The organism is Burkholderia sp. AcTa6-5, assembly GCF_017815075.1.
In the GTDB taxonomy this organism is placed as follows: Bacteria; Pseudomonadota; Gammaproteobacteria; order Burkholderiales; family Burkholderiaceae; genus Burkholderia; species Burkholderia sola.
Genome location: NZ_JAGIQE010000017.1, coordinates 65,812 through 79,619 on the forward strand (window position 1 = coordinate 65,812; position 13,808 = coordinate 79,619).

8 protein-coding genes are annotated in these 13,808 nt (G+C 65.1%); 1 reads left to right on the forward strand and 7 read right to left on the reverse strand.

The genetic code is table 11. The features are described 5' to 3' along the window. Positions 1–954 carry an OmpA family protein gene (locus tag J8I33_RS22340; protein WP_209926764.1) on the forward strand — a complete coding sequence of 318 codons (954 nt, stop codon included), beginning with the start codon at positions 1–3 and terminating at the stop codon, positions 952–954. Between the two features lie 248 nt (positions 955–1,202). On the opposite strand, the gene J8I33_RS22345 is transcribed toward J8I33_RS22340, so the two are convergent. The 7 genes from J8I33_RS22345 to tssF all read right to left on the reverse strand — a co-directional run bounded on the left by J8I33_RS22345 (position 1,203) and on the right by tssF (position 13,750). Continuing rightward, positions 1,203–1,859 (reverse strand): hypothetical protein, encoded by a 657-nt coding sequence (locus J8I33_RS22345; RefSeq protein ID WP_245172308.1) that lies wholly within the window; start codon positions 1,857–1,859, stop codon positions 1,203–1,205. Beyond that, positions 1,856–4,132, reverse strand: a complete 2,277-nt coding sequence (locus tag J8I33_RS34565; RefSeq protein ID WP_245172310.1) for a flagellar hook-length control protein FliK — start codon at positions 4,130–4,132, stop codon at positions 1,856–1,858. Before J8I33_RS34565 ends, J8I33_RS22345 begins: the two co-directional genes overlap by 4 nt. 12 nt (positions 4,133–4,144) lie before the next feature. Beyond that, on the reverse strand, positions 4,145–6,910 hold the full coding sequence (locus J8I33_RS22355; protein WP_245172312.1) for a type VI secretion system Vgr family protein: 2,766 nt from the start codon (positions 6,908–6,910) through the stop codon (positions 4,145–4,147). Between the two features lie 67 nt (positions 6,911–6,977). Beyond that, positions 6,978–8,099 carry a type VI secretion system protein TssA gene (gene tssA / locus J8I33_RS22360; RefSeq protein WP_050013098.1) on the reverse strand — a complete coding sequence of 374 codons (1,122 nt, stop codon included), beginning with the start codon at positions 8,097–8,099 and terminating at the stop codon, positions 6,978–6,980. Positions 8,100–8,142: 43 nt separating this feature from the next. Further along, positions 8,143–10,812 (reverse strand): type VI secretion system ATPase TssH, encoded by a 2,670-nt coding sequence (gene tssH, locus J8I33_RS22365; protein ID WP_209939085.1) that lies wholly within the window; start codon positions 10,810–10,812, stop codon positions 8,143–8,145. A 38-nt stretch (positions 10,813–10,850) separates the two neighbouring features. Next, entirely contained in the window at positions 10,851–11,951 is a 1,101-nt protein-coding gene (gene tssG / locus J8I33_RS22370) for a type VI secretion system baseplate subunit TssG (RefSeq protein ID WP_089488120.1), read from the reverse strand. Continuing rightward, on the reverse strand, positions 11,915–13,750 hold the full coding sequence (gene tssF / locus J8I33_RS22375; protein ID WP_050013101.1) for a type VI secretion system baseplate subunit TssF: 1,836 nt from the start codon (positions 13,748–13,750) through the stop codon (positions 11,915–11,917). The genes tssG and tssF overlap by 37 nt, the downstream gene beginning before the upstream one ends. Positions 13,751–13,808 lie beyond the last annotated feature (58 nt).

The following is a 13,808-nucleotide window of genomic DNA, read 5'->3' on the forward strand; positions in this document are numbered from 1 at the left end:
ATGCATCGCACGATTCAGGTCCGGCGCGCGCGCCTGTCGTCCGCCGTCTCGCCCGCCCTCGCCGCGCTGTTCGCGGCCGGCCTCGTCGCGAGCGGCGCGGCCTTCGCGCAGAACACGGGCGCGACCGCCACGCCGGTCGGCAACGGCACGGTCGCGACGACCGCGCTGCCGCAGGCGAACCCGAACGCCGGCGGCGCGTCGGGCACGGTGGTGCACGGCACCACCGCCGGCACGATCGCGCCGCCGCCCGCGAATGCAACGCCCGGCCAGGTGGTTGTCGGCGGCAAGGTGCCCGACGAAGCGACCAAGGCCGCCGTGCTGCAGAAGCTGCGCGACACCTACGGCGCGACGAACGTCGTCGACCAGGTCGAGGTGGGCGACGTCGCGACGCCGCCGAACTGGAGCGCGAACGTGCAGAAGCTGCTCGGCGCGCAGCTCAAGCAGATCAGCAAGGGCCAGTTGAAAATCAATGGCACGCAGATCGAGATGAAGGGCGAGGTGCACAACGAGGCGCAGCGCCAGCAGCTCGCGAGCGACATGGCGAACACGCTGAACCCGACGTACACGATCAAGAACGGGCTGCGCGTGTCGGCGTCCGAACAGGGCGTGCTCGACCAGACGCTCGCGAACCGGACGATCGAGTTCGAGACCGGCAGCGCGACGCTGACGCCGCAAGGCAAGCTGATCCTCGACCAGATGGCGGCCGCGCTCGCGAAGATGCAGAACCGCACGGTCGACATCATCGGCCACACCGACAATTCGGGGAACCGGACGTCGAACATCGCGCTGAGCCAGGCGCGCGCGGATGCGGTGAAGGGTTATCTGATCACGAAGAGCATTCCGCCGCAGCAGATGACGACGACGGGGGTCGGGCCGGATCAGCCGATCGCGCCGAATGATACGGCGGATGGCAGGGCGAGGAATCGGCGGATCGAGTTCCGGGTGGGGCAGTAAACGAGGGCGGCGATTGTGCGGGCCCGTGTTCGACGCTTGACGATGGACATGAATGTTGCATTGCGCGCCGGCCGGGTCTTGCCTGATTTTGGCGATCTGCCGGCCGGTCGCGAATGAGATCACGGGCTACTCGACTGGACGCTCGCAATACGCACGATCGAATCCCGGGATCGGGCAGCGGGTTGCGGGGGCTTGGGGGCAAAGCCACCACCTTGTGAGGGCGACCTCAGCACGCCGCCCACCATGCGCTACGGCGCGTTCCCACGCAGACGGACAACGCCCGGCGACTGCTCGAAATCCTCGATCGACATATCGAGCTGTGACGGCGGTCCATCCGCCACACCCAGTGAATAAACGTCGTCGATCAACCAAGCGTCACCTTCCTTGACGAGGATGACGTCCGAGCGCCCCACCGAATAAGGCTTGCGGGCGCCCTTCACCATCTCGGACCAGTCGACACGGACTCGGACGCGCGATGGATCCGCGGCCAGTATCCTCACGGGACGCGTCACCTTCATTCGCACGTCGTTGCCATAGTTCGATGGATCGCTGTCGATCTCGGAGTCGGACAAGCGTACGTCGAGCATTCCAGTCACCTTGTCGGAATCGACGCACGTTCTTTTCATCTGCGCAAACAGTGCATGCGAAAAGACCGTCTTGAATGTCCTCGTATACTGCGCGTCGCGATACGCGCGGTGATGCACGCGGGGGTCCAGCGGCATGCCGTTGTCGTCGGTACGGCTGAAACGGCACGACGCGTCAGCGTGTGACAGTGAGTAGTATTGCTTGACGGTCGCCTCGATCTGCGCGGCGTCCGCCGCTGCAACGCGAGCCACCTGAGCCTCCGATGCCGCGCACCAGGCCAGCATCGATATCGACAGGAACAACGACGCACGCAGTTTCAATTACTGAACTCCTTAACATACTTATCGAAATCGGCCTTGAGCTGCGCCATTGTGTAGCCTTGATCTTGACTCGTGCCAGGCATACATGCCCATTCGTTGCGCAGCAACGCTACGGCTTTCTCGATCTCGCCCGTTCTGACGTAACCAAGAGCCGTGGGTTGCGGCTGACCGCTCTTGTCGAAGCGGCCAGGATGCCCCTCCATTAAAAACACCGCGTAGCGATCCTGGGTAGCGGGCTGAAAGTCGGCAGGCAAAGCACCCTGCTCCGGTCGCTGCCCGGCGAACCATGCAGCTTTAGTCATCTGATACGCGCCTTGATGATGCGCGCCATCTGGGTACGTCGACAAATCCTTGAGCGCACCTGACAGAGTGTAGACGCCCTGGGACGCGTAATACGTCTTCGCGTCCCCACCCAGTTCAAGGAACGTCTTCGCTTCCCGGCTGCGGATGATCTTCAGAAATGCCTTCATGCGCGCAAGCGGCAGCGGGTCACTGAAGCCTTGTTTCCTGTAGATTCCAATCGGTTCATAAAAGTGCCGGGTCTTACCAGGACCGGCACCACTGACACATAGATAATTGCGCTTGAAATCGCTGACATAATAGTGATACGTACGGATGTCGATATGACCTGGTTGGCCTTTCCCATCGGCGGTTTCAGCATCGCCCATCACGTGGTATACGATCACGTCGCCGGGCAATGCCCAACGCGCGTCGGGCAATTGGCTCGTAACATTGACGAAACCCTGCGACTCCAGAAATGCTCCGGCCACCTTCGCATAGCTGCCGCCTGCTCCGGCAAACGTTCCGTTCTTCTCGCGGACGAATTTGATCGCGTTTGCTTTCCAGAGCGCGACCTTAACGTACATGTAGCACTGACCACGCGACTTCTTCGTTTCCTTGGTTCCATACTGGATTGTGCCGTCTGCAATCTGCTTGAGGTTCACGACCGTGGACGACGATGGCATCGCATATGTCGTCTGCTCCTCAGCGATGTCGCTCATCTTCTTTGCGACTGCGCCAAGATCGACCTTTGCGGCTTGCTCAGAAGCGGTCGAAGAAGCGGACGCTGCGGGCCTCGCTGAGCCTGCCGATTTTCCCGCGACTGGGTTCGTATCCATCCCGAGCCAGTTCTCGATGAAATGCCAAGCAGCATTGATCTTATGCCCGGCCCAATCGCTCCACGTCTCTTCCGGCTGGGCCTGTGGATGTCCAACCGAATCTCGCTTTGTCGCAACGGTCGACGCAGTGGGTGTCCTGCCGGCCCCTCCCTTCGTTCCGGCCGGCTTAGTCATCGATGTCCTCGCACTCGTCGACGGCTTACTCACTGGCGTCGGCTGAGTGGCGGAAGCCGTGTGCGTAGATGATGTATTCGCCGCCCCTGACGACATTCCCGGCGAATGAGTGGCCGCGGGGCTCGTAGCAGTACCGGTGGATTGCGCAGCTGTCGCATCCATCGACGAAGTCGACGCACCTACGGGAGGTGGGGAGGTTGCCGCACCGCCCGACGCAGCTGAGGCAGTCGAGATCGGTGTCTTTTGCTGCGTACCTCTACCAGCATCGTCTACATATGCGGGATGAGCTTCCACATCGCCATCATCCACTTGGGTTTGCGATGGGGGCTCCTTGTGCACATCGTCCTCCGCCCCGCCATGCAACTGGGTCGAAGTCTTGAGGAGCATACTCGGGCTCATCATCGTGATCGTACTGTCCACGCTAGGAACCGTGAAACCCGCCACCTGCTTATAAGCGCCGGCGTCCGTCTTGACTGAGATGGAGCAATCCGCGCCGGGCGCATAAATGCTGACTGGTGCCGCCAGTCCATCAGAGTCGGTTACGCCATCGACGATGATACTTCCCGACTGCAGTCGATATCTCAATCCATCAATCGGGCTACCGTCAAGGCCAATGAAACGGCATTCGATTTTTGGCAAAGTGACTGCATCAGCCTGTTCCGTCTGCTGTTCACTCGTCTCGCTGTTTGCATCCCCCTTATCTACGCCATCCAAAGCACTTTGCGCAGCCGGGGTGCTCTGGACAGCTTGATCGATCGGCGTATTCTGGTCGACCGCAGGCGGCACCGACGAGACCGCGGAAGATTCGGTCATTTGTTCCTGCTGATGCGCCGGCCCAGCCTCTACAGCATTGGAGTCAAATGGCATTGCCTCCGTTACACCCATGTCGTTGGGGGCATTTGCCTTCACATCGTCGATATTGTCCCCTTGCTCGCTCGGCGGGAACAGTCGCGTTGGTGCGTCGTCAGAATTGGTCGCCATTGTCTGCAATCCTTAAACCTGTGTCGTGTCGTCGTGTTCGGCGAAGTGGGCCGAGTCGATAAACATTCGCCACGGGTCATCGCCCACATACAGCTTCAAGTTCGATTCGTTTCGAGTAAATACACGGCTCGTCATGCCGTTCGAATCCAACAATCCACTACTCACGACTGCGCCTGATTCATCCTTGAATGCGTAAGGCACACGTCCGAGCGGAATGCCGAATTCCTGACCCAACATCCGCTTGACTTCAACGCGCTGGCTATACACCTGTGGCGTCACCAACACTGGAAGAGCAGGCAGCGTATACTGCATGCTCGTCGGTCCGCTGAACGGGTGCTGCGCCCCCTTGAAATCGACTTTCCCTGGCGCGTGAATCTCGATTTTGCCGCCCTTGATCCGGATGTAAGCGCCACCCGACGTCAGCAATATCTCCTGCTTCGCAGCTACGTCGACAGCCTCTGTCGCCGCCATCACCTTCACGGTCTTCTGCGCTGTAAGTTCGACGTTGTCCGCGTGCGCCTGAACCTCGACCTTGCCCTTCGCAGCGAACAGCTTCATCCCGGCGTTCTGCGCGAACAGGCTGAGGCGATCCCGGATGCCGGCGATCAGCGACTTCCCGCTGGTGATGAACGTGCTTTGCCCACTGACGACATTGGTCTGCCGGTCGCTCGCCACATGCACCGACTGCTGCGACGCCACCCCGATCCCTGCCGGGCTCGCGAACAGCATCACCGGTTCCTTGAATGCATTCGCATTCCCCGTCCCGCCACCGCCGGTTCTGCCGCCGCCGGCCGTCGCGCCCGCCACGCTGTCCTGCGTCGCGTCGGCGAACTGCTTCAGCGCATCGTGCCCGGTACCGAGACTTTCCGCCTGATGCGCCTCGCTGACCTGCGACATCGATTCGATCAGCCCCTCGGCATTGACGAGCTGTCGCTGCGCCTCCGCCACATCGAGCGGCTGACTGTTCGCCTGCTTCGGATGCGTCGTCACGTACAAGCCCTGGCCCGCGCGCATCGCGCCGTACGCATCCGTGCGCAGGTCGAAACCCGAGCCGAGATACGCGCCGCGCGTGTTGCCGTTCTGCTCGATCAGATAGCCGAGATGAAGCAGCGAATTCGCGCTGCTGCTGAACAGGCGCGCGCGGTTCTGCCCGGTCGCGTCGTCGAGCACCATCTCGTTGTGCCCCGATCCCGCATACTCCTTCGACCGGAAGCCCGACAGGAGCCCGTCGCTATGCCATTGCGGCTTGGCCGCCCCGTTGTAGACACGATGCATGACGATCGGCCGATCGCAGTCGCCGCCAATGTAGCCGATCAGCACTTCCTCGCCGACGCGCGGAATATGCACCGCGCCGTAACCGCCGCCGGTATCCGATTGCACGACGCGCATCCAGCACGATGCCGTCTCGCGGCCTTCGCTCTGCCGGTCCCACACGAACATGACCTTGATCCGGTTCAGCGCGTCGGTATAGACCTCCTCGCCCTTAGGACCGACCACGACGGCCGTCTCGAGCGGCATCGCGGGCTTCCGGTGCTCGAACGGGCTGCGAAACGGCACGCTCGCGCGCTGCGCCTCGACCTCGACGAGATAGAAGCCGGCGGAGCCGTCGGCATGACCCACCTCGAACGCCGCCACTTCCCCTCGACCAGCCTTCACTTGCGCCAGCTCGGCCTGCAGGCTATGCGGGAAGGTCGCTTCATGGTCCGAGACCGGGAGATTGTTCTCGATGTACCGCGTGACGCCGATGGCCGCGAACTCACGGTCGGTGGCCGAATCACGGTCGTGCTCGGGATGATCGATGAGGGTGAAACGCCGACCGGCATCGATCGCGCGCACGCCGCCCACGCCGAAGAAACGCTTCGCACGCGACTCCCATTCCTCGAGGCGAATCTTCGACAGGTGTTCACCGCGGTCCTGCCCCGGATACGTGTAAGCGCCGGTGTATTCGTAGATTTCCGCCTGGTTGGGCAGATCGCCCTGCCCGCTTTTCGTCGGCAGCGACGTGCCGTTCGGATTACCCGCCGACGACGGCGACTTGTAGTCGAACGTGCGCGTCGTATGCAGCGCGCTTTGCAGCGTCCGCGACGCGGTCCATTGCGTGAAACCGGCGGTTTCGGTGCCGCTGCCCGAACGATCGAACCTGACAACATTCGGCGACAGCGCGTCCACCGTATGCAGATCGTCGGTGATGACAAACGTGTGCGCCTTCCCGTCTTCACTGTGCCGCCAGAAGCCGAACAGCCCTTCGTCCTCCATCAGCCGATGTACGAAATTCCAGTCGGTTTCGCTCTGGCGGCAGTACGAACGCGGCGGCAAGGGTTTCGACAACGCGAACTGGTATTGCCCCCTTGCCTGCGGATGCATATCGAACACGTCGGCGAGGATCGCATCGACCGGCTGGTCCTGCCAGTACCGCATGTCGCTGCGGAACTTGAGGAAGTGCATCCACGACGCGAAGCGCAGCTGGTAACTCGACAGGCTGCCGTCGGCGCCGAGCCGCCGCGCCGTGTGGATATAGCCGTTGATCGGCAGATACGACTTGTCCGCCCGCTGGATCCACAGCGTGATCGGCTGTGCGATCAGCGTCTTGAGCTCGACGTCGCTCGCGGTGGACACCAGATCGAGCGTTACGCTGAAATCACGGCCGAGCACCGAACGGGTTACGGCGCGGTGCGGCACGAGCGCATTGTTCGGCAGCGACGGGATGTCCGTCTTCAGCAGCCGATCCTGCTGGATCAGGCCACCACGAATCGCCTGTGCCAGTTCGGTCACGTTCATGCGTCACCCTTCTTCTCGTTCATCACGAGCCCGCCGGGCCCGCGCTCTCAGGTCAAAAAACGGTCTTTCACGCCTGCTCGTCGGGCCTCACCCCCAGCAGCTCGCGAATGTGCGACAGCGAGCCGTCGTCCTTCACGACGCTCTCGAGCCACTTGTGCAGCGGCATGTCGGCCCATTCGGCCGCCTTGTCGGCGAGATACGCGACCGGGCTGTGCGGCTCGGTCTGACGGAAATAGCGCGCCACCGCACGCAACTGGTCGACGGCCTGCGCACGGTTCTGGATGCCGGCGATCATCTGCGTCACCGGAGGACGCGAAGCGGTCTGCTGCTGCACGTGAGTCTCCTCGGTCTGGATCGGCTGGCCGAACACCGGCTCGATGCGTTCTGACTGGGCCTGCGGCGCCGCCTGCGTGTGCGGCGCGCTGCCCGTATAGCCCTGTTCGCGCGCAAAGCGCTCGGCGAGCCGGTACACGGTCTCGAACGCGTCGCGCGCCTGCCGGAAGCTCGGCGCCGAATCGCCCGCTCGCTCGACGAGCCGCTCCTCGAACGCATCGAGCGCGAATTCGAACGCCTTCAGGTTCGCCAGCAGCGCCGTGTAGAACGCGATCGACGTCACGCGCCGCGACGCATCGATCTGCTCGATCGACGGCTTGCCGCGCGCGATGTCGTCCGCGTGCTCGGGATCGCGCTTGATCGACTGCGCGACGTGCTGCGCGACTTCCCAGTCGAGCGTGCTGAACGCATTCGATGCGCCGTCCGTCAGCGGCACCGCGCGCAGCAGCTCGGCCGTGCGGCCGGACAACCATGCGACGTTGCCGAGCCGGTGCTCGATGTCGTCGTCCTCGGGCAGCGGGTGGAAGGTGTCCCAGAAGTCGCGGCACAGACCCTCGAGCAGCGCATAGCCTTCGGTGAGGCCCGTGATGCCGTCCTCGAGCGCGAGTGCCTCGGTCAGCCATACGGCGAGCCGCAGGTCCTTCGTGCGCGTGCGCAGCAGCTCGCCCGCATGATCGACGACGAAGCCCCAGTCGGCCTCCTTGATCTCGGTCACCCATTCGCCCTGGTCGAGCGTCGGGTCGTCGTAGCGCCGCGCGTCCTGGATCGCGTCGAATTCGTTCGAAAACAGCAGGTCGTCGCCGCTGGGCGACGCGTCGCTGATCGGCGTCAGCAGCTCGGGGAGATTGATCGGCATGGTTCAGTGAATCCGTTGATGCATCAGATGTCGCGCGCGGGGCTCATTCGACGGTGTACGCGAATTCGCCGGCCTCGTCCGCACGCACCGCGATGCGCGCGATGGCCGCGCCGTCGGCGATCCGGCCGAGCACGTGGCCCGCGATCTCCGGCAGCAGCGTGCCGTTCAGGATGTGGTCGACGTTGCGGGCGCCCGAATCGACCTCGGTGCAGCGCGCGAGCACCGCGTCGACGAGCGATTCGTCCCATTCGAACGCGGCCTTGTGGTTCGCCTCGATCCGGCGGCGGATGCGTTCGAGCTTCAGCTCGATGATCTCGGCCAGCACGTCGTCGGAAATCGGGTAGTACGGCACGACCTTCATCCGGCCAAGGAACGCCGGCTTGAAGGTCTTGTACAGCTGCGGACGCAGCGTCTCGGCGAGCGCGTCCGGATCGGGCAATTCCTCGGCCGGCTTGTTCAGGCAGGCCTGCATCACCGCGGCCGAGCCGACGTTCGACGTCAGGATGATCAGCGTGTTGCGGAAGTCGATCTCGCGCCCTTCCGCGTCGTCCATCGTGCCCTTGTCGAACACCTGGAAGAACATCTCGAGCACGTCCGGGTGCGCCTTCTCGACCTCGTCGAGCAACACGACGGAATACGGGTTGCGGCGCACGGCCTCGGTCAGCACGCCGCCCTCGCCGTAACCGACGTAGCCGGGCGGCGAGCCCTTCAGGCCCGACACGCTGTGCGCTTCCTGGTACTCGCTCATGTTGATCGTGACCATCTTGCGCTCGCCGCCGTACAGGATGTCGGCCAGCGCCAGCGCCGTCTCGGTCTTGCCGACGCCCGACGGCCCGACGAACATGAACACGCCGCGCGGCTTGTTCGGATCCTCGAGGTTCGCGGTCGCGGTGCGCACGCGCTGCGCGATCGCCTCCAGCGCATGGTCCTGCCCGATCACGCGCGCGGTCAGCAGCGGCTGCAGGTTCAGCACGGTGTCGATTTCATCCTTCACCATCCGGCCGAGCGGAATGCCCGTCCACGCGGCGACGATCTCGGCGACGACGTGGCCGTCGACCTGCAGCGGCACCATCGGCTCGCCGCCTTGCAGCGCATGCAGCGCCGCGACGCGCTCGGTCAGCTTCTCGCGCGTGGCCGGCACATCGACGGGTTCGCCGTCTTCCGACGGTCCGCGCGCCTTGTCGAGCGCGTCGCGCAGTTCGGTGATCTCGGCGACGATCACGCGCTCGGCCTCATAGCGTGCTTCATCCTTCGCCAGGTGTTCGAGCGCCGTTTCGCGCGCGCCGCGCAGCTCGCCGAGCCGCTCGTCGTGTGCCGCGCCGCCCGCCGCCTCGCGCTCCAGCGACGCGATTTCCGCGTCGATGCGCTCGATGCGCTTCTTCGTATCGTCGATCGCGGCCGGCGTCGCGCTGTGCGCGAGCGCGACCTTCGCGCACGCGGTGTCGAGCACGCTGATCGCCTTGTCCGGCAGCTGGCGGCCGCTGATGTAGCGGTGCGACAGGCGCACGGCCTCGGTGATCGCATCGTCGAGAATCCGCACGTTGAAGTGCTTCTCCATCAGGCCCGACATCCCGCGCAGCATCGCGGCGGCCAGCGGCTCGCTCGGCTCCTCGACCTTCACGACCTGAAAGCGCCGCGCGAGCGCCGCATCCTTCTCGAAGTACTTCTTGTATTCGCTCCACGTCGTCGCGGCGATCGTGCGCAGCTCGCCGCGCGCGAGCGCCGGCTTCAGCAGGTTCGCGGCGTCGTTCTGGCCGGCCTGGCCGCCCGCGCCGATGATCGTGTGCGCCTCGTCGATGAACAGGATGATCGGGTGCGCACTCTTCTTCACCTCGTCGATCACGCTCTTCAGCCGGTTCTCGAACTCGCCCTTCACGCTCGCGCCGGCCTGCAGCAGCCCCATGTCGAGCACGTGCAACGCGACGCCGCGCAACGGCGGCGGCACGTCGTCGGCCGCGATCCGCAGCGCGAGCCCTTCGACGACTGCCGTTTTGCCGACGCCGGCCTCGCCGGTCATGATCGGGTTGTTCTGGCGGCGGCGCATCAGAATGTCGATCGCCTGGCGGATCTCGGCTTCGCGGCCGATCACCGGGTCGATCTTGCCGTCGCGCGCGCGCTGCGTGAGGTTGGTCGTGTACGTGTCGAGCGCGGGCGTCTTCGACGGGCTGGCCGCGGGTGCAAAGCCGTCGGCGGCCGGCGCGGCGTCGCTGCCCTCGTCGTCCGCCTGGCGCGGCTCGGCTTCGCTCGAGCCGGCCATGATTTCGTCGAACTTGTGCTTCAGGTCCGTCACGTTCATTTCCGCGAACCGCGACGACATCCGCTGCGCGAACTGCGCGAGATCCGGCGCGGTCAGCAGCGCGAGCAGCAGATGCCCCGACCGGATGCGGCCGAGCTGCGAATCGAGCGACGCGATCAGCCACGCCTGCTCGAACAGCGCGATCAGGTGCACGGAGAACACCGGCGTGCGCGTGTTGCCCGTCTTCAGGCGCGTGAGCTCGCGTTCGAGATCGGCATGCAGCGCATGTGGATCGACGCGGCTCGCGCGCAAGGCGAGCGGCAGGTCGCCCGTCGCTTCGTCGAGCAACGCGAGGAACAGGTGTTCCAGATCGACCTCGTAATGGCCGCGCGCCAGGCACGCGCTCGCCGCCCGCTCGGTCGCGTGGCGGCACAGCGGGTTCAGTTTCGTGATCAGGGTCTTCAGAGGCGTGCTCATGGCGTCGATCTCAGGTTCGATTGCGTGTTGTTGTTAGGTCAGTGAATCACGTGCAGTTCGTAGCGGGCGTCCGAGCGGTCCTCGAGCGCGTCGCGCGTGCACAGGAACGCGTCCCACCCGAGCCGCGAACCCGCGCCGAGCACGCTCGCGCCGACTTCCGTGCGCTTGAGCACGAGCTTCACCTCGTACTCGAGCGTGACGCCGGCGAGCAGCGTCAGCATCCGTTCGAGCGCGATGGCGTGCGCGCCGCCGGGCAGGAACGCCTCGTAGTCGCGCTTGGACAGCGGGCCGACGACGATCCGCGCGCGCATGTCGCGCTGCCACACGCGCTCGCCGACGAGCGCCGTCGCACCGAGCACCGCGTTGACTTCGCCGAGCACGCTCAGCTGGTCGGGCGGCACGTCGTACCACTTGCCGACGAACTGGTCGATTTTCACCGGCACGCGGAAGTAATCGGACAGCGTGCGCTGCAGGTAGGCGGCCGACATCGGCCGGTGCCGCGCGGCGAGCGCGTAGCCGGCCACGGCTTCGTCGAGCACGCCGCCCGGGCCGGCCGCGAGACTGTCGCGCACCTCGTCGCTCGGCACGCCCGCGATCGCGAGCAACAGCGGCAGGTAGCGCTCGTCGCGGTCGAGTTCGTAATGGAACGGCAGTCGGTATTTCTTCCACGCCGCATAGAACAGCGCGGTCGCGCGGTTCGAGAACACGTCGAAGAACGCGCGCGCCGCGTGGTCGCGCCGCAGGTGCTCGCGCGCGACGATCTGTTCGGTGTAGTGCAGCGGCAGCGCGCCCTGCCCGCCGAGCAGCCCGAAGAACGCGGGCGTCAGCTCGACGCGACCGAGCTCGCCGGCGGCCAGCGCGGCGCCGCGCTGCTCGTCCGAATTCAGCGGCGCGCCGTCGCCGTCGAACGAGCGCGCGCCTTCGATCTCGCTCGGCGGGAAACCGAGCGACAGCGTGTTGCGGAATGCGATGCGCTGCGCGACCACGTCGCCCTGCCGCCACGCGCCGGGCGCATCCGACGCCTGCCGCGCGAACAGCCCTTCGAGCACGCGCACCGCCTGGAAGAACTCGAAGCGATGCGGCTCGTCGAGCAGCGCGTCGACTACGCCAGGATCGATTCGCCGGTTCGGGGCTTGCATCGGATGATCTCCTCGCCGGTGCGCTTCGACACGACGACCAATTGAACGAAACTGTTGAGGTGGACGTACAGCCCGAAGAAGCTGTCGAGCACGCGCACGAACGACGCGAGGCTCGCGCCGACGAAGTGTTCCTCGTCGATCGTCAGCCGGATCTCGATGCCGCGCACGAAGGTCGCGAACGGCTTGCCGGGCAGCCACTGCACGGCGCCGCGCTGCTCGACGCCGGCCAGGCCGTCGATCTGGCGCATCGACACGGCCGTGCGTCGCAGGTCGTACAGCGTCAGCATTTCCTTCAGCGGCGCGAGGCCGTGCGCGACGAGCGACACGTGATTGAGCGCGAGGTGCGACACGAGCCGCCAGTGCGCGGCGCGGCCGCGCTCGAAGCGCACGCTCTGCGTCGGGCGGCGCAGCATCGAGATGCCGCTCGTCTGCGCGCCGCCTTCCTGGAACAGGTCGCCGCCCTCGAGGCCGAACGCCAGCATCGCCGGCAGGTCGCGGTTCGTGCAGGTGAGGTCGAGGCTCAGCGTGTCGGTTTGCGGCGACGTCGGCTCGAAGTCGATGTCGACGATCGAGATCTCGGTTTCGTAACCGGGGCTCTTCTGCGCGACCCAGTCGTTGCGACGCGCGAACCAGTAATGGCCGATCCGCGCCGATTCGCCGTGATGCAGCGAATAGAACGGGCGGAACTCGATCACCGATTCCTCGTGCGCCTGCTGCCGGACGAGCTTCACCGAATCGATCGAGTACACCTCGTACGCGAATGCGCGCCGCGCCTCGGCGATCACCGGATACGACACCGCGCGGTGCGTGATGCGGATCGGCTCGCCGTGCTGGCGGAACAGGTTGACGATCGGCGTGCAGAACAGCCGGAAATGGCTTGCGGTCAGCAACTCCAGCAGGCGCGCGACATGCGAATCGCTGCGCACGTCTTGCAGCACGAGATGCAGCGTCGCGCGCTGGCAGCGGCCCGATGCACGTGCGATCGCCGCGAGGTCGAAGTCGACGAAATCGAACTTGTCGGGAAACGCGAAGTATTCGGTGAGCAGCCGGTACGCGGGATGCGATTTCGCCGGATAGTCGATCAGCGCGTCGTCCTCGTCGAAGCCGGCCTGCGCGATCGGCAGCTTGCGCAGCGCCGTCCAGCGGCCGTTGCGTTCCGGCTCGACATACGCGCCGAGCACGTTGACGAACAGGCAGTCGGTCAGCGCGGCGACGAACGACTGCTCGCCGTGCAGATGCGCGCGCAGCGTCGACAGCTTCAGCGCGCCGAGATCGAGCTGCGCGGCGAGCGATTCGAACGTGATCGAGATCACGCCCGTCGCGTTCGACGGCAGCACCGTCGCGCTCGGCGCGAGCGCGACCGGCGTATAGCGCGCCTCCGAGATGCGGATCGGCGCGAGCGTCACGTCGTAGGCGGTGCGGAACCGGCATTGCACGCCGCGGATCGGGCGGCTCTTCAGCTCGGTGCCGCGATCGATCACGACCGGCTCGGTCTGCTGGCCGGGCGAAGCCGGCGTGAACTGCGCGATCGAGCACGACGGGAAGGGCCGCAGGTAGTGCGGATACAGCACTTCCAGCAGCGCTTCGGTGAATTCCGGGTAGTCGTCGTCGAGCTTCTTGTTGATGCGCGCGCCGAGCAGCGCGAACGACTCGATCATCCGCTCGACGTGCGGATCCTCGCAGTGCTCGCCCGACACCGCGAGACGCGCGGCGATCTTCGGATAGCGTTCGGCGAAATCGCGCGAATAGCGCCGCAAAAACGATAATTCGCGTTCGTAATACGGCAGCAATTCTTCCATCGACGACCCCGAACCTCAATATTTCTGCCGGACCTGATTGACCACCGGGCGGTCCGGC

Bases quoted from the DNA above. Each gene is read 5' to 3' on its own strand.
- J8I33_RS22355 (WP_245172312.1), bottom strand. From the start codon at position 6,910: ATGAACGTGACCGAACTGGCACAGGCGATTCGTGGTGGCCTGATCCAG.
- tssG (WP_089488120.1), bottom strand. From the start codon at position 11,951: ATGCAAGCCCCGAACCGGCGAATCGATCCTGGCGTAGTCGACGCGCTG.
- J8I33_RS34565 (WP_245172310.1), bottom strand. From the start codon at position 4,132: ATGGCGACCAATTCTGACGACGCACCAACGCGACTGTTCCCGCCGAGC.
- tssH (WP_209939085.1), bottom strand. From the start codon at position 10,812: ATGAGCACGCCTCTGAAGACCCTGATCACGAAACTGAACCCGCTGTGC.
- tssA (WP_050013098.1), bottom strand. From the start codon at position 8,099: ATGCCGATCAATCTCCCCGAGCTGCTGACGCCGATCAGCGACGCGTCG.
- J8I33_RS22340 (WP_209926764.1), top strand. From the start codon at position 1: ATGCATCGCACGATTCAGGTCCGGCGCGCGCGCCTGTCGTCCGCCGTC.
- tssF (WP_050013101.1), bottom strand. From the start codon at position 13,750: ATGGAAGAATTGCTGCCGTATTACGAACGCGAATTATCGTTTTTGCGG.